This window comes from Pseudomonas fluorescens (assembly GCF_902497875.1).
GTDB classification, from domain to species: Bacteria; Pseudomonadota; Gammaproteobacteria; order Pseudomonadales; family Pseudomonadaceae; genus Aquipseudomonas; species Aquipseudomonas fluorescens_BR.
Map to the genome: position 1 here is coordinate 66,966 of NZ_CABVHY010000014.1, position 13,261 is coordinate 80,226.

The window sequence follows — 13,261 nt, forward strand, 5'->3', positions numbered from 1 at the left end:
CAGCGATTCTAGCCGCTGGTGCAGGATTGAGTCCTGCCTATATCAGTGGGCGCCTTTCAACCCTTGCCGTGCTCCTTGAGGTAACCCAGTAGTTTGCTCACGGCCGCCGACAAGGGCCGCGCCTGGCGCGTCAGCAAGCCGATGTTGACCATGGAAATAGGCAGCTCGACCGGCAGGATGGTGACCATGCCATAGCGCAGGTAGTGCTCTGCCACGTCATTGGGGACCACGGCGATCATGTCCGAAGCCTCGATCATCGAGGTGGTTGCCAGGATCGAGGCGGTTTCGACAATGTCCAGGGTCTGCACCATGCCCCCGGCCTTCAGCGCGCTTTCCACCCGTCGACGCATCGGGCTGCCGAGCGGATGGAGGATCCAGGTCAGCGGCACCAGGTCGGCCAGGCTGAGTTTCCCGGCCGTGGCCAGCCCATGGCCCGGGCGCGCAATGACACGCATCTGCTCGCCCTTTTCGAACAGTTGGATATCCAGGCCCTGGCTGTCGATCTGGTCCGGCAGGCGTCCCAGCACTACGTCGAAATCGCCGCGAATCAATGCCGGCAGCAAGGTGTCGCTGGTGCCGACTTCAATGCAGATGCGCACTTTCGGGTTATCCGCCTTGAATGCCAGCACGCCACGGGTCAGCAAGGTCGGCACCGGGCCCATCACCGTGCCGATGCGCACCAGCCCCGAGGCACCGCGTGCCAGTTCCGCCAGTTGGGCTTCGGCGTGCTCGAACTCATGAATCGCGCCTTGGGCGTAGCGAATCATCACCTCGCCATAAAGCGTCGGTTCCATACCCCGCGGCAAACGCTCGAACAGTTTGGCGTCAAGCCGTTCTTCCAGCTGTTGCAGCAACAGGCTCGCCGCCGGCTGCGTGGTGTGCATCGCAGCCGCCGCGCGGCGCAGGTTGCGGAACTCGCCGAGGGCGTTGAGCAGGGCAATCTGGCGACTGGAGATCTTCAGCGGGCTGAAGTTTTTCGGCGAAACCGGGCTGGTGAAGGTCGGGACTTTCGGCTGATCTGACATATCAATTTTGATATCCATCTATACGAATCGACGATTATGCCTATATCGCCGACCACCCTACAGTCGAGCTCCCAAGTGGTCACCAACAAAAAGAGTCCTCCATGAGCATTCGAATCACCCACCTGAGCGTTCGCGACATCCGTTTCCCTACTTCCCGGTCACTCGATGGCTCTGACGCGATGAACAGCGCGCCTGACTATTCGGCGTCCTACGTGGTGCTGCACACCGACTCGGAACAAGGCCTGGAAGGCCACGGCCTGACCTTCACCATCGGCCGTGGCAATGAAATCTGCGTCGCCGCTGTGCAATCCCTGGCGCCGCTGATCGTCGGCCTGACCCTGGAAGAGATCACCGCCGACATGGGCGGCTTCTGGCACAACTTCACCGTTGGCGACAGCCAGTTGCGCTGGCTGGGCCCGGAAAAAGGCGTGATTCATCTGGCCACCGCCGCCATCGTCAACGCGGTGTGGGACCTGTGGGCCAAGGTCGAAGCCAAGCCGGTGTGGAAACTGCTGGCGGACATGACCCCGGAGCAACTGGTGGCGTGCCTGGACTTCAGCTACGTGACCGACGCCATCACCCCCGAAGAAGCCATCGCCCTGTTGCGCCGTCAGGTTCCCGGCAAGGCCAAGCGTGAAGCCCAGATGCTGCGCGAAGGTTATCCCGGCTACACCACCGCCCCGGGCTGGCTGGGTTATTCGGAAGAGAAAATGCGTCGCCTGGCCCGCGAAGCGGTGGCCGATGGCTGGACCCACTTCAAGCAGAAAATCGGCGCCAACCTGGAAGACGACCTGCGCCGCGCGGCGATCCTGCGCGAAGAAATCGGCTGGGAGCGGACCTTGATGATGGACGCCAACCAGGTCTGGAGCGTCGATGAATCGGTGGCCAACATGCGTCGCCTGGCGGCATTCGACCCTTGGTGGATCGAAGAGCCGACCAGCCCGGATGACATTCTCGGGCACGCGACCATTCGTCAGCGGATCGCCCCGATCGGTGTCGCTACCGGCGAGCACTGCCACAACCGGGTGATGTTCAAGCAAATGTTCCAGGCCAAGGCGCTGGACTTCTGCCAGCTGGACGCGGCACGCCTGGGCGGCCTCAATGAAGTGCTGATCGTCTTGCTGATGGCCGCCAAATTCGAGGTGCCGGTGTGCCCGCATGGCGGCGGCGTCGGCTTGTGCGAGTATGTGCAGAACATTTCGCTGTTCGATTACATCGCGGTATCCGGCTCGCTGCACAATCGCGTGCTGGAATACGTCGACCACCTGCACGAACACTTCCTCGAGCCGGTAGTGATCCGCAACGGCCGCTACATGCCACCACAGCGCCCCGGCTACAGCATCGAAATGAGCGCCGAAACCCTGGAACGCTACCAGTACCCCAACGGCCCGGTGTGGCTGGACCTGGAGCAAACTCCGGACAACTGAGTTTTCAGGTACGACTCGATTCTTGTGGGAAGCGGCTCCCAGCCCTTCCCACACTGAGCTCTTCTGCCAGATGCACCTGCCCGCATTAGGACTATAAAAATGACAATCCTAAGTACCGCCGCAGTGGCTCAAGCCCCTGCCCTTGCCGATGAAAACCGGCTGACGAATCTGCTGCTGCGCAAACTGATGCCACTGCTGGTGGTGGTTTACGTGATGAGCTTCCTCGACCGTACCAACATTGCCCTGGCCAAGGCCAGCATGGGCATTGACCTCGGGCTTTCCGCCGCGGCCTATGGCCTGGGTGCGGGGTTGTTCTTCCTGACGTATGCGTTGTTCGAAGTGCCGAGCAACCTGATCATGCAGAAGGTTGGCGCGCGGTTCTGGATCACCCGCATCATGATCACCTGGGGCCTGCTCTCCGCCGGCATGGCCTTCGTCCAGGGCGAAACCTCGTTCTACATTATGCGTCTGTTGCTGGGCATCGCCGAAGCCGGTCTGTTTCCCGGGGTCATGCTCTACCTGACCTATTGGTTCAACCGCGAACAACGTGCGCGGGCCACCGGGTATTTCCTGCTCGGGGTGTGCCTGGCGAATATTCTCAGTGGTCCGTTGGGTGGCGCGCTGTTGCAACTCGACGGCTGGCTCGGCTGGCATGGCTGGCAGTGGCTGTTCGTGCTCGAAGGCTTGCCGGCGGTAGCGCTGGCCTATGTGGTGTGGAAAAAGCTGCCCGATGGCCCCTCCTCCGCGCCCTGGCTTTCGAAGGCCGACGCCAGGGCAATCGAAGAGCGCCTGATCGCTGAAAAAGCCGCCTCGCCACAACAAAGCCGGCTGAGTCAGATGCTGCGCGATAAACAGATCTGGTTGGCGATCGTTGTCTACTTCGTGCATCAGATCACCATCTACACCGTGATCTTCTTCCTGCCCGGTATCATCGGCACCTACGGTGTATTGTCGCCGCTGCAGATCGGTCTGCTGACCTCGGTGCCATGGATCGCCGCCGCCATCGGTGCCGCCACTTTTCCGCGACTGGCCACCTCGCCACAGCGTTGCCGGAGGATTTTGTTCTTCGGCCTGCTGACCATGTCCGCTGGCTTGCTGCTGGCCTCGTTCGCCAACTCATTCATCGGCCTGATCGGCTTTTCCATGACCGCGCTGATGCTGTTCGTGGTGCAGTCGATCATCTTTGTCTTTCCCTCCAGTCGTCTGAGCGGCACTGCCCTGGCCGGCGGCCTGGCGTTCGTTACCACCTGCGGCTTGCTCGGCGGATTTGTCGGGCCGTCGGTAATGGGCCTGATCGAACAAGCCACCGGCAGCACCCGCAATGGCTTGCTGGTAATCGCCGGCCTGCTGGTAGTCGCGGCACTGGTCAGCACCCGATTGCGTCAGGGCCAGGAAAAATAACTGCGCAACAGTTGCGATCTTTTGATCTTGATCTTCGACGGTCTTCAATATTGCTAAAAGATTGTGGGCCTACTCAGGTTGAAGCTGTGCTACGAGCGCTCGTTCAATAATTCATCCTCAAGCCACTGAATCAGCGCTCGAGTCTCTGGCCGATCGGCCCCAGCGTGGCGCTGGTACACCGATATCGCCTGAGGCAAAGGCACACTCTGCGCACATGGCCTCACCAGTGCGCCACTGTCGATAAGCCTGCTGGCTGTTCGGCGCCACCCCATCGCGATGCCATGCCCCTCGACGGCGGCCTGAAGCATCAAGGGATAGCTGTCAAAAAACCTGTCGTTCGCCTAGTTACCCAAGGACGCTCCAAAGATGCCCAGCCAACTGTCCCATTCCATCAAATGGGGTGGTGTCGCGCGATGGTGCAACAGCGTGTGCCGAGGTATGTCTGCTATATCCAGCAGTTGCCCATGAGCCGCCAGGTAAGCCGGGCTGCACACCGGAAATACTTCATCGGAGGCGGTGAACGCCAATACATGCAAGCCACTGGCGCGCCCGGTGCTTTGCAGGGCGACGTCGAAGTGCTCGGTGAATTCTGTCAGCGGTTTGGTCGATGTCGCGACCTGGATTTCGATTTCCGGGTGAAGCTGATGAAACCTTGAAAGACGCGGCATCAACCAATAGAACGCTTCGCACAACTGGCAGAGTAAAACCACTCGGTTTTTGCGCAACTCGCCACGCAGAGCCTCGGCACCCGAACTGATGCTGTGCAAGGCCTCACTCACCACCCGCCCCAGTTCTCGCCCTTCCTGCGTAAGAAAAACCGCGCGATTGCGCCGGCAAAAAAGCGTGACCCCAAGGTTGGCTTCGAGCCCACGAATCTGCCGGCTTATCGCCGCTTGGGTGATGTGCAATTCATCGGCGGCCCTGGAAAAACTTTCCAGTCGGGCAGCAGCTTCAAATGGCAGCAAGCTGGACAATGGCGGCAAGGATTTACTGAGCGCATTCATAATCTGAGGTTATGCATTCAAGACGGAGAACTCGTTTGTAGCATGGATCTTGCGCTGTGCACCATGGGCTCATGCCCACCCACGGACGAGCGTTCCATGACCACAAGTACTTCAAATACAGCCATCGGAGTCGCTCTGGCGATATTCGCGACCTTGAGTTGGGCACTGAATTTCATTGCGCCCTACGTCACCGGTGGCTATAGCATCTATGACTTGATGGCCCTGCGCTTTTTGTTTGCCGGGGTACTCGGAGTACTTATCGTTGGGGTCTATCGGGCTCAAGTCCGACTGTTGCGCGCAGATCAGTGGTTGCGTGCGCTCGGTCTGGGGGCCATGGGTTACCTGGGGTACAGCACCTGTATTGCCGCAGGCGTTATTATTGCCGGGCCATTACTGACTCCGGCACTGATTGGCATGGTCCCGGTGTTGCTGGCACTGCTCGGCAATGCGCGGAGCAAGACCCTGGCGTGGCGGCGATTGGCGACACCGCTGGCGTTCCTGGTGAGTGGCCTGCTACTCACCAACCTGAGCGCAATAAACCAGCCGGGGGTATCGGCAGGCTCTTTCCTGACAGGTCTGATCTTCTCGTTGCTGGCCGTTGTTTTGTGGATCGTGTTCAGTCTGCTCAATCAGACCGAGCTGGAAAAGCTCCCTCCGAGCACTACCGCTGCATGGACCGGACTGATGATGACTGGTGGAGCAATCGGCACCTTGGGTCTGCTCCCCCTTGGCTTGGCACTGGAGGTTTTCAAGCTGCCGTCGCTGGGGTTCGATTTCGCCAGCGCCGGGCATTTATATGCCTGGGCACTGCTGATCGCGGTGCTGTGTTCATTGATTGGCGCGTGGGCCTGGAACCTGGCTTCGCGCTATCTGCCGATGGTACTTTCAGGGCAACTGATCGCCCTTGAGTCACTGTTCGCGACCCTCCTCGGACTGATTTTTCATGGCCGCTTACCGACACTTATGGAAGCGTTGGGGCTAGTCGCAGTGTTGACAGGCGCGGTCCTGGCGGTGCGGGTCATCCTTGCACCCCTTGGCAGCCGGGTTGTGCGCCTCAAAACGGAATCGTCAGCCGATCTGCGCAAAAATTGACAATAATCATTATTATTCGCAAGAAAGCTTCCTAGACTCGGCCCCCTAACTTGTCAGTGCCCAGGAAGACCTCATGCGTACCACCTTTTCGCTGTCTCTCGCCGTGCTGTTGCTAGCCCCCCTGGCTCAGGCCAAGGAGTATCCGATTGGCGAGCCGCAATTGTGTCCGGGGCTGGAAGTTGCGGCGGTGTATCTGCAGCCGATCGAGATGGCGCCTGCCGGCATGATGCGCGCCACCGCGGATTCCGATGTTCATCTGGAAGCCGACATCCGCGCCACCGCGGACAATCGTCAGGGCTTTCAGGAAGGCAGTTTCGTGCCCTACCTGAATGTCTCTTTCAACCTGAAAAAGCAGGGCAGCGAGACTGAACTCGAGGGCGACTTCCATGCCATGGTGGCCAATGACGGCCCGCACTATGGCGACAATGTGAAGCTACTCGGCCCGGGCAAATATCAACTGACCTTCAGCGTCCTGCCACCCGGCGGTCACGGTTCCCTCGGTCGCCACACCGACAAGGAAACCGGCGTGGCGCCCTGGTTCGAGCGCTGTGAACTGCACTATGAATTCATCTACGCCGGGATTGGCAAGAAAGGCGGCTATTGAATGAGCCGTACGCCGTCGACCCATCGCGGCCGGTCAAGGTTTGCCTGTGCTCACCCGCGTCTTGCCTGGCTGCTGCTGGCCTGGGCGATCACGCCATTGGCCGCACAGGCCCAATTGCCGACCTATGAGCTGACCCTGCGCGACGGGCACTTTACCCCGGCATTGCTCGAGGTGCCGGCCGGGCAACGTTTCAAGATCGTCCTGAAAAACATCGGCCAGGGGCCGGCAGAGTTCGAGAGCACACCTTTACGGGTGGAAAAAGTCCTGTCGCCGGGGGTGACAACCTTCGTGGTCATTCACCCCTTGCGACCCGGTCATTATCCGTTCTTCGACGAGTTCAATCTGCAATTGCCCGAAGGCGGCATCCTCGCCAAATAACCGGGTCGTCCACGGAGCTTTCCTTCAAGGAGCTTTCCATGAATCAATCAATGTTCATCGTCTGGCGCGAAAGCGTCGAGGCGTTGCTGGTAATCGGCATTCTCCAGGCTTGGGTCAGCCAGCAAAGCCAGGGCAATCGACTGCTCAGATACCTGTGGGCCGGGGTGATGCTGGGGTTGATGTTGTCGGGGTTGCTCGCGGTACTGATTCTGTTTGCCGGCGAGGCCATGAGCGGATCGGCCAGCGAATGGTTCCAGGCCACGCTGGCGCTGGTTGCCAGTTTGCTGATCGTGCAAATGGTCGGCTGGATGCACCACCACGCCCGGACCCTCAAGCAGGACCTGCGCCGCCACGCCGACAGCCATCTGGCCCGACAAGGCGGCCTCGGGCTGTTGCTGCTGGCGATGCTCGCGGTCAGCCGTGAAGGCAGTGAAACCGTGGTCTTTCTCTATGGCGCCGGGGCTCAGTTGCGTGGCCCGCAACTGGGTTTGTTCGCCGTCGGCGGGCTGGCGGGACTGGTGCTGGCGGGGTTGACCGTCTACCTGTTGCAGAGCAGTCGCCGGTTCATTTCATGGCCCAGGTTTTTTGCCCTCAGCGAAGCCCTGCTGCTGATGCTCGGCGCGGCGCTGCTGGTCAGCGGCATCGAGCGCATCGGCGGGCAACTGCTGGCCCTGGATGTGCCGGAGCTGGTCTATAGCGTGTTTGGCGAAGCCCTTTGGGACAGCAACCCGTTGCTCAGCGACAGCCACGGCCTGGGCAGTTTCCTCGCCGGCTTTGCCGGTTATCGAGCGACCCCCAGCTGTGCGACCCTGGTGGTTCTGATCGGTTACTGGCTGATCGTTGCTGGCTGGTTGCGCCAACGCCCGATGGAAAAAGCCCTATGCCCGAGCTGAGTCGGCGCAATCTCTGGCTGCAGCATCTCGGCGACGGGATGCGCCGCCACGCGCCGCTGATTCGTGCCGTGCAGTGGCTGGTGGTGCTGATCTACGGATTACTGTTGTTGCTACCGGCGCTGCTGCCACTGCCGGACAGCCAGGCAAGGATCCTCGACAACCTGACCCTGCTCGCGCAGTTTCTGTTCTGGGGCATCTGGTGGCCGTTCGTGCTGCTGTCGATCGTGCTGTTCGGTCGCCTCTGGTGCGGCGTGCTGTGCCCGGAAGGCTCGTTGAGCGAATGGGCCAGCCACTACGGCAAAGGCCTGGGCGTACCGCGCTGGCTGCGTTGGGGCGGCTGGCCAACCCTGGCGTTCTGCCTGACCACCCTCTATGGCCAGTTGATCAGCGTCTATGACTACGCCCAGGCCGCGCTGCTGATTCTGGGCGGCTCGACGGTCGCAGCAGTCATCGTCGGCCTGCTGTTCGGCCGCGGCAAGCGAGTCTGGTGCCGTTACCTGTGCCCGGTCAGCGGTGTCTTCGCCCTGCTCGCCCGCCTGGCTCCGGTGCACTTTCAGGTGGACGAACAACGCTGGCTGGAAAATCCCGCCCCAAGACTGCCACCACCCAACTGCGCACCCTTGCTCGATATCCGACGCATGCAAGGCGCCAGCGACTGCCACGCCTGCGGACGCTGCAGCGGACAACGCGGCGCGGTGCAATTGATCGCCCGCTCCAGCAACCAGGAAATCCTCCAGTCCAGCGCACGCACCCTGTCGGTCTGGGATGCACGCTTGCTGCTGTTCGGCGTGATCGGCCTGGCCATGGGCGGATTCCAGTGGACCGTCAGCCCCTGGTTCGTCGCCCTCAAACAACAGCTCGCGGCATGGCTGATCGAACAAGACCTGCTCTGGCCCTTGCAAGACAACGCCCCTTGGTGGCTGCTCACCCACTACCCGCAACTCAACGACAGCTTCAGCTGGCTCGACGGCTTCAGCATCGTCGCCTACCTGGGCTTGAGCTCGGTGCTGTTGGGCACGGCGTTGCTGATTCTGTTGCGACTGACGGCGCGGCTGGCGGGAAATCCGGCGCTGTATTCCCCCCTGGCAATGACCCTCACACCCCTTGGTGGTGCCGGGCTGTTTCTCGGGCTGTCGGCGACTACCGTGAAATTGCTGCGCTATGAGGGCTTGCTGCTGGAGTGGGTGCAGCCGACTAGGGCATCGCTGTTGATCGCGGCGATGGCGTGGAGTTTGGTGTTGGGGTGGAAGCTCCTGGGGCGTGAGGACGTGTCGTTGGCTCGGCGGCTGGCGGGCAGTGGGTGCCTGTTATTGGCGAATGGGTTGGTGGGGTATGGTTGGTGGTTGCAGTTTTGGGGGTGGCCATAGCCCCACCTCTCGCCATGCGGCGCCCTTCACTGTAGACATGACTGGGGCTCCGGCAATTGCAACGGGGTCTTGATCGGGTACTCGGGGCTGCCGTAGGCGTAGCAGGAGGTGCTGACTTGCAGCTCATCGCAAGGCAGGAAGTGCACGGTGATGCCGCAGACTTTCTGGCCGGTGTAGTCCGGCACCGGTACCACCTTGCTGTGCTGGCGTTTTTGAGCTCTGATTTTTTTCGCCCATGCTTCGTACTTGGCCTCATCAGCAAAACCGGGAAATCCATCGGGATATGCCACGCCGGTTTCCCAATCAACGCGCACCGTCATGCCCGGCTGCCAGCGCGCCAGGGCGATGTAGCAGCAGCCTCCCCCGCCACCCTGGTAAGGGCCGATGATGTCGATGCCCGAGCGACCATCGACGCTGAAATGGTTGATAGCCCAGTGGGTGTGGTTGATGCCTTCGATAGTGCTGGCCTGGGCGTTTTGCGCGAGCACGGTGGCAGCCAGGCCGCAGAGCGCCGCGAGCAGCGCACGCCACGAGGTGGGCTTGAGCAGGGGCTGGGGCTGGGTGCCTTGCGCAGGACGAAGGAGGACAGGTTCAGACCGGCGCATTGTTCACCTCTGCGGCCTTGGCGTCATGGGCCCGCCAGAGCGCATCGATGTCTTGCCGGGCTTGAGCCAGGCGCTCGGCGGTCATGACCGGAGGCTGTACCACACCGGGCTGTTCAACCCCTCGCAAGCGCGCGTCACTCGCCACTATCGGCTGATCGTTTTGGTCATACAGCGCCAGCTTTCTTGAGTGGGTATCACCGAAGAACACCATGCGATCAGTAAGATAACTGCCCAATGGCTCACGCATGCCTGTGCCCAGGAGGCTCAGGTGGGCGGCATAGAGAAACCAGGCGCGGGAGTCGTGGACCTGATCGTCGAACAGTGCGCGCAACAGCCCCTCGGGCTGGGTGGCGTTGCGGCTTTCGTCGACATTGCCGCGCTTGTTTTCATCAACGTAGTCGTACTCATGCTGCGGGCGCGGGAACAACTGGCGGACCCTGGCCTGCCCTGCCGCTTTCATCCTCAGGCGATCGGCCCGCGCACCGGGCATAGCTCCCGGAAGCGCCATACTTGCCATCCATATCGCGACAGTGACAGAGAGACCGGCGCGGTAATCCATGCCGAACTCCTCGGCGGCTTCGCGCAACTGGGTTTGCGCCATGTCCGGATCGAAGTCCTTGACGCCGGGTTCCATCGGCCTTCTCGGTTCGCGGCCGAAGCGCTCGCGGGCCAGTTGCTCCTTGCGGCGCGTTACGACCTTCGCCTGTTCCTCTTGGAGTTTGCTCTCGGCGACGCTGCGTACCGCGTTGTCGGCCTGGGTATCAAAGGCCTGGAGATAGAACGCCGCCTGCTTCAGGCTGGCAAACGCATAGCGGTCGATGCGCCAGGCGGTGATCCAGGCCATCTGCTCACGCAGTGCCTGTTCCAGAGTGTCCTGGGCCGGTAGCGGCTGGTAATGTTCAGCCCGCTCGACGGGCAGCGGTTGCGTCCCGGGGATCAGGCCCAGGGTCACCTGACGCCAGGCGTTGAAGCGGTCGACCAGGATAGGGGCAACACGAAACTCTTCCATCACCTCAAATTCCATCGCCCGCCAAAGCTCATGGCGCAACTCTGTTGGCAAGGCATCCTTCGGTACTTTAAAGGGGGCGCCGTGGGCGAAGGCGTCAGCATACAAATCGTGCAGGGCGATCTGCGACAGCAACAGACCGTCATTCTCGCCAATGGCCTTGCCCTGATCCCCAGGCGGATAACCACCGCCCTGGTCGGAATGCACACCGGGGTAGATCACTTCAGCGCTATTGACCGGGTAACCACCGCCCTCGCGGCGGATCGAGTCCAGCGGGAAGCACAGGCGTTGCTCGTGGCTGGCCACGATATGCAGGCAACGCCTGACCAGGCTGCTGGTGGGCAGTTGCTGATTGCCGTCGGCCCAGCCCATATGGCCGGTCGCCCCCGGCGCAATGTCGGCAATGCCCACCGAAGCCACGGTGTCCAGCAGCCCCAGGTATTCCACGCTGATGGGCAGCGTCACATCGACCAGTTTCAGCGACGGCGTCGCTTCGGAGGGGGACAACAGCTGGTTCAGCCAACTGACAAAAGCCCGCGCCGCCGCCGCGCCACGGGAAAACCCATAGACATACAGCTTGATGCCCAGCAGCCTGCACTGACCGGGCCGTTGGCTCAGGGCGAGGCCCAACGGTTTCATCAAAGGCCAGAACTGCGTGTAAAACTCGCGGCGGCGGTTAGCGGGGCCGGTCACCGATTCCATCCCGTGCGAAGTCCCCATGGACTTGACCGCGGCCAGCAGGCTGGCGTTGTCCTGCCGTGGCAGCCCCAGCATGCGCCGCAAGGCGTCGATGAGCATCAACAGGCCCCAGTTGATCCGCTCTTCGCCATAACCGGCGAAGGCCAGGCCATGATTGCCGTAGTCCAGGTCGCCCACCTCCGGGAAGGGCGTGCCCACACCGGGCATGTAGTACTTGAAATACTGGCCATTACCGGTGCCCGCCGCATCGGTCAAGCCACGGACCTTGCTGCTGTGGCTGGTGCCGCCGGCATAGCCGTCGCCGATGCTCGCGCGGAACAACCGAGCGATATTGGTCGGGTGCGGGATACCGGACTCGTACAGGTCGTTGTTGAGGTTATTACCGGTTCCGTCGAAGCACAGACTGATATGCAGGGTCTTGCAGCACGGCGGCATACCCCGGCGCCCGGCTGCCACACTCAGGGCATCATGGTAATCCGACTCCAACTGGCGCTGGCGCCGCAGATTCTGATGGACCTGCGCGGCACGACTGGGCAAGCGCCCCTGCACCGGAAACTGCGGCGGGTACCAAAGGGGGGAATGTTTCACTTCGGACATGACTGGGGCTCCGGCAATCGCAAGGCGGATTTGATCGGGTATTCGGGGCTGCCGTAGGCGTAGCAGGAAGTGCTGACCTGCAGCTCATCGCAGGGCAGGAAATGCACGGTGAGGCCGCAGACTTTCTGGCCGGTGTAGTCCGGTACCGGTACCACCTTGCTGTGCTGGCGTGTTTGCGCATCGATTTTTTTCTCCCACGCCAAATACTTGGGCCAATCGGCAAAACCAGGAAAGTCATCGGAATAAGCCGAGCCGGTTTCCCAATCAACCCGCACCGCCATACCCGATTGCCAGAGCGCCGGCGCGATGTAGCAGCAGCCTCCCCCGCCGCCCTGATAAGGGCCGATGATGTCGATGCCCGAACGACCATCGACGCTGAAATGGTTGATGGCCCAGTGGGTGTGGTTGATGCCTTCGAGGGTGCTGGCCTGGGCGTTTTGCGCGAGCACGGTGGCGGCCAGGCCACAGAGCATGGCAACGACAACGTTGGTGATTGAGGGTTTGTGTTGGTAGAGGCGGAACTGTTTGCCGCGGCCGAGCAGCACCAGGCGCGGCTCGAGGGTGATTTCGTAGAGGGCTTCGTCGAGGGAGCCGGACAGGCGTTTGAAGGCGGTACTCATCCCGTGCAGCATGCGCAGCGGCTTGATCGTGGGCACGGGCAGGCCGTGGAACGGCAGCTTTTGCGGCGCGGCGTGCAGGCTGAAACGGGCGTCCCGACCGAGCAGCTGTTCGGCGGCCAGGTCGTGCTGGGGACAGGATTCGCCATAGGTGAACGGTTGGCTCAGGCGTTCTTCGCCGTGGAAAGCGAGCGGGGCCTCGACATTGCGGACCTGGAGTTTATGCCGGCGGTGGTCGAAGAAGGTGCGCAGTTGGCTGGACATGTTCAGGCCTCCCTGGTCTGTATGGGGTGTACAGAGGGGCTTTATTTCCACCCTCGTTCAAGCGCTCGCAAGCTTTCACGATGGGGGCTGCGGTGAAAATAGGGTTCTTCTGATGGGCGCGTAAGACGTTTCTTTATATTGAAAGCCAGGGCACCTGCGAACAAGTCCGAAACCACTAAGTGGCCGTTACCGCAGAAATGGATATGTGCACCAGCGAGAGACAGGTTGGTTGTTAGGCCGTCATCACGCCCTGAGCCTTTCCGTCAACACGGTTTGGCCTTG

General features: G+C 61.4%; 11 protein-coding genes and 2 pseudogenes. 7 read left to right on the plus strand and 6 right to left on the minus strand.

Annotated features, from left to right (window positions below):
- Positions 1-56: 56 nt before the first annotated feature.
- Complete coding sequence (locus tag F8N85_RS15780) at positions 57-1,043, minus strand: LysR family transcriptional regulator (protein ID WP_191636190.1); 987 nt, start codon at positions 1,041-1,043, stop codon at positions 57-59.
- 83 nt (positions 1,044-1,126) lie between these two features.
- On the opposite strand from F8N85_RS15780, the gene F8N85_RS15785 reads away from it, so the two are divergent.
- The gene (locus F8N85_RS15785) at positions 1,127-2,452 is read left to right on the plus strand and encodes an L-fuconate dehydratase (RefSeq protein ID WP_150804490.1); all 1,326 of its coding nucleotides are present in this window, start codon (positions 1,127-1,129) and stop codon (positions 2,450-2,452) included.
- 99 nt (positions 2,453-2,551) lie between these two features.
- On the plus strand, positions 2,552-3,853 hold the full coding sequence (locus F8N85_RS15790; protein WP_150804491.1) for an MFS transporter: 1,302 nt from the start codon (positions 2,552-2,554) through the stop codon (positions 3,851-3,853).
- A gap of 89 nt (positions 3,854-3,942) precedes the next feature.
- On the opposite strand, the pseudogene F8N85_RS15795 reads toward F8N85_RS15790, so the two are convergent.
- Positions 3,943-4,857, minus strand: a pseudogene (locus tag F8N85_RS15795) (LysR substrate-binding domain-containing protein).
- 96 nt (positions 4,858-4,953) lie between these two features.
- Between F8N85_RS15795 and F8N85_RS15800 the strand changes: the two are divergent.
- The 5 genes from F8N85_RS15800 to F8N85_RS15820 all read left to right on the plus strand — a co-directional run bounded on the left by F8N85_RS15800 (position 4,954) and on the right by F8N85_RS15820 (position 9,191).
- Positions 4,954-5,949: a DMT family transporter gene (locus F8N85_RS15800; protein ID WP_150804492.1), complete on the plus strand. Its 996-nt coding sequence runs from the start codon at positions 4,954-4,956 to the stop codon at positions 5,947-5,949.
- A 73-nt stretch (positions 5,950-6,022) separates the two neighbouring features.
- Positions 6,023-6,553 carry an iron transporter gene (locus tag F8N85_RS15805; RefSeq protein ID WP_150804493.1) on the plus strand — a complete coding sequence of 177 codons (531 nt, stop codon included), beginning with the start codon at positions 6,023-6,025 and terminating at the stop codon, positions 6,551-6,553.
- Positions 6,554-6,931, plus strand: a complete 378-nt coding sequence (locus tag F8N85_RS15810) for a cupredoxin domain-containing protein (RefSeq protein ID WP_150804494.1) — start codon at positions 6,554-6,556, stop codon at positions 6,929-6,931.
- A 38-nt stretch (positions 6,932-6,969) separates the two neighbouring features.
- Positions 6,970-7,824 (plus strand): FTR1 family iron permease, encoded by an 855-nt coding sequence (locus tag F8N85_RS15815; RefSeq protein ID WP_150804495.1) that lies wholly within the window; start codon positions 6,970-6,972, stop codon positions 7,822-7,824.
- Complete coding sequence (locus F8N85_RS15820) at positions 7,812-9,191, plus strand: 4Fe-4S binding protein (RefSeq protein WP_150804496.1); 1,380 nt, start codon at positions 7,812-7,814, stop codon at positions 9,189-9,191. The genes F8N85_RS15815 and F8N85_RS15820 overlap by 13 nt, the downstream gene beginning before the upstream one ends.
- Before the next feature lie 26 nt (positions 9,192-9,217).
- On the opposite strand, the gene F8N85_RS15825 is transcribed toward F8N85_RS15820, so the two are convergent.
- The 4 genes and pseudogenes from F8N85_RS15825 to F8N85_RS35455 form a co-directional block, all read right to left on the minus strand.
- Entirely contained in the window at positions 9,218-9,796 is a 579-nt protein-coding gene (locus F8N85_RS15825) for a DUF3304 domain-containing protein (RefSeq protein ID WP_150804497.1), read from the minus strand.
- The gene (locus F8N85_RS15830; protein ID WP_150804498.1) at positions 9,783-12,098 is read right to left on the minus strand and encodes a T6SS phospholipase effector Tle1-like catalytic domain-containing protein; all 2,316 of its coding nucleotides are present in this window, start codon (positions 12,096-12,098) and stop codon (positions 9,783-9,785) included. The genes F8N85_RS15825 and F8N85_RS15830 overlap by 14 nt, the downstream gene beginning before the upstream one ends.
- Positions 12,086-12,571, minus strand: coding sequence for a DUF3304 domain-containing protein (locus F8N85_RS35450; RefSeq protein ID WP_263596379.1), 486 nt, complete (start codon positions 12,569-12,571; stop codon positions 12,086-12,088). Before F8N85_RS35450 ends, F8N85_RS15830 begins: the two co-directional genes overlap by 13 nt.
- Positions 12,572-12,607: 36 nt before the next feature.
- Positions 12,608-12,979, minus strand: a pseudogene (locus F8N85_RS35455) (contractile injection system protein, VgrG/Pvc8 family); the annotation flags it as partial.
- Between the last annotated feature and the right edge of the window lie 282 nt (positions 12,980-13,261).

Excerpts from the sequence above, each read along its gene's own strand:
- F8N85_RS15815 (WP_150804495.1), top strand. The coding sequence starts at position 6,970 with ATGAATCAATCAATGTTCATCGTCTGGCGCGAAAGCGTCGAGGCGTTG.
- F8N85_RS15790 (WP_150804491.1), top strand. The coding sequence starts at position 2,552 with ATGACAATCCTAAGTACCGCCGCAGTGGCTCAAGCCCCTGCCCTTGCC.
- F8N85_RS35450 (WP_263596379.1), bottom strand. The coding sequence starts at position 12,571 with ATGCTCTGTGGCCTGGCCGCCACCGTGCTCGCGCAAAACGCCCAGGCC.
- F8N85_RS15785 (WP_150804490.1), top strand. The coding sequence starts at position 1,127 with ATGAGCATTCGAATCACCCACCTGAGCGTTCGCGACATCCGTTTCCCT.
- F8N85_RS15805 (WP_150804493.1), top strand. The coding sequence starts at position 6,023 with ATGCGTACCACCTTTTCGCTGTCTCTCGCCGTGCTGTTGCTAGCCCCC.
- F8N85_RS15830 (WP_150804498.1), bottom strand. The coding sequence starts at position 12,098 with ATGTCCGAAGTGAAACATTCCCCCCTTTGGTACCCGCCGCAGTTTCCG.
- F8N85_RS15800 (WP_150804492.1), top strand. The coding sequence starts at position 4,954 with ATGACCACAAGTACTTCAAATACAGCCATCGGAGTCGCTCTGGCGATA.
- F8N85_RS15825 (WP_150804497.1), bottom strand. The coding sequence starts at position 9,796 with ATGCGCCGGTCTGAACCTGTCCTCCTTCGTCCTGCGCAAGGCACCCAG.
- F8N85_RS15810 (WP_150804494.1), top strand. The coding sequence starts at position 6,554 with ATGAGCCGTACGCCGTCGACCCATCGCGGCCGGTCAAGGTTTGCCTGT.
- F8N85_RS15780 (WP_191636190.1), bottom strand. The coding sequence starts at position 1,043 with ATGGATATCAAAATTGATATGTCAGATCAGCCGAAAGTCCCGACCTTC.
- F8N85_RS15820 (WP_150804496.1), top strand. The coding sequence starts at position 7,812 with ATGCCCGAGCTGAGTCGGCGCAATCTCTGGCTGCAGCATCTCGGCGAC.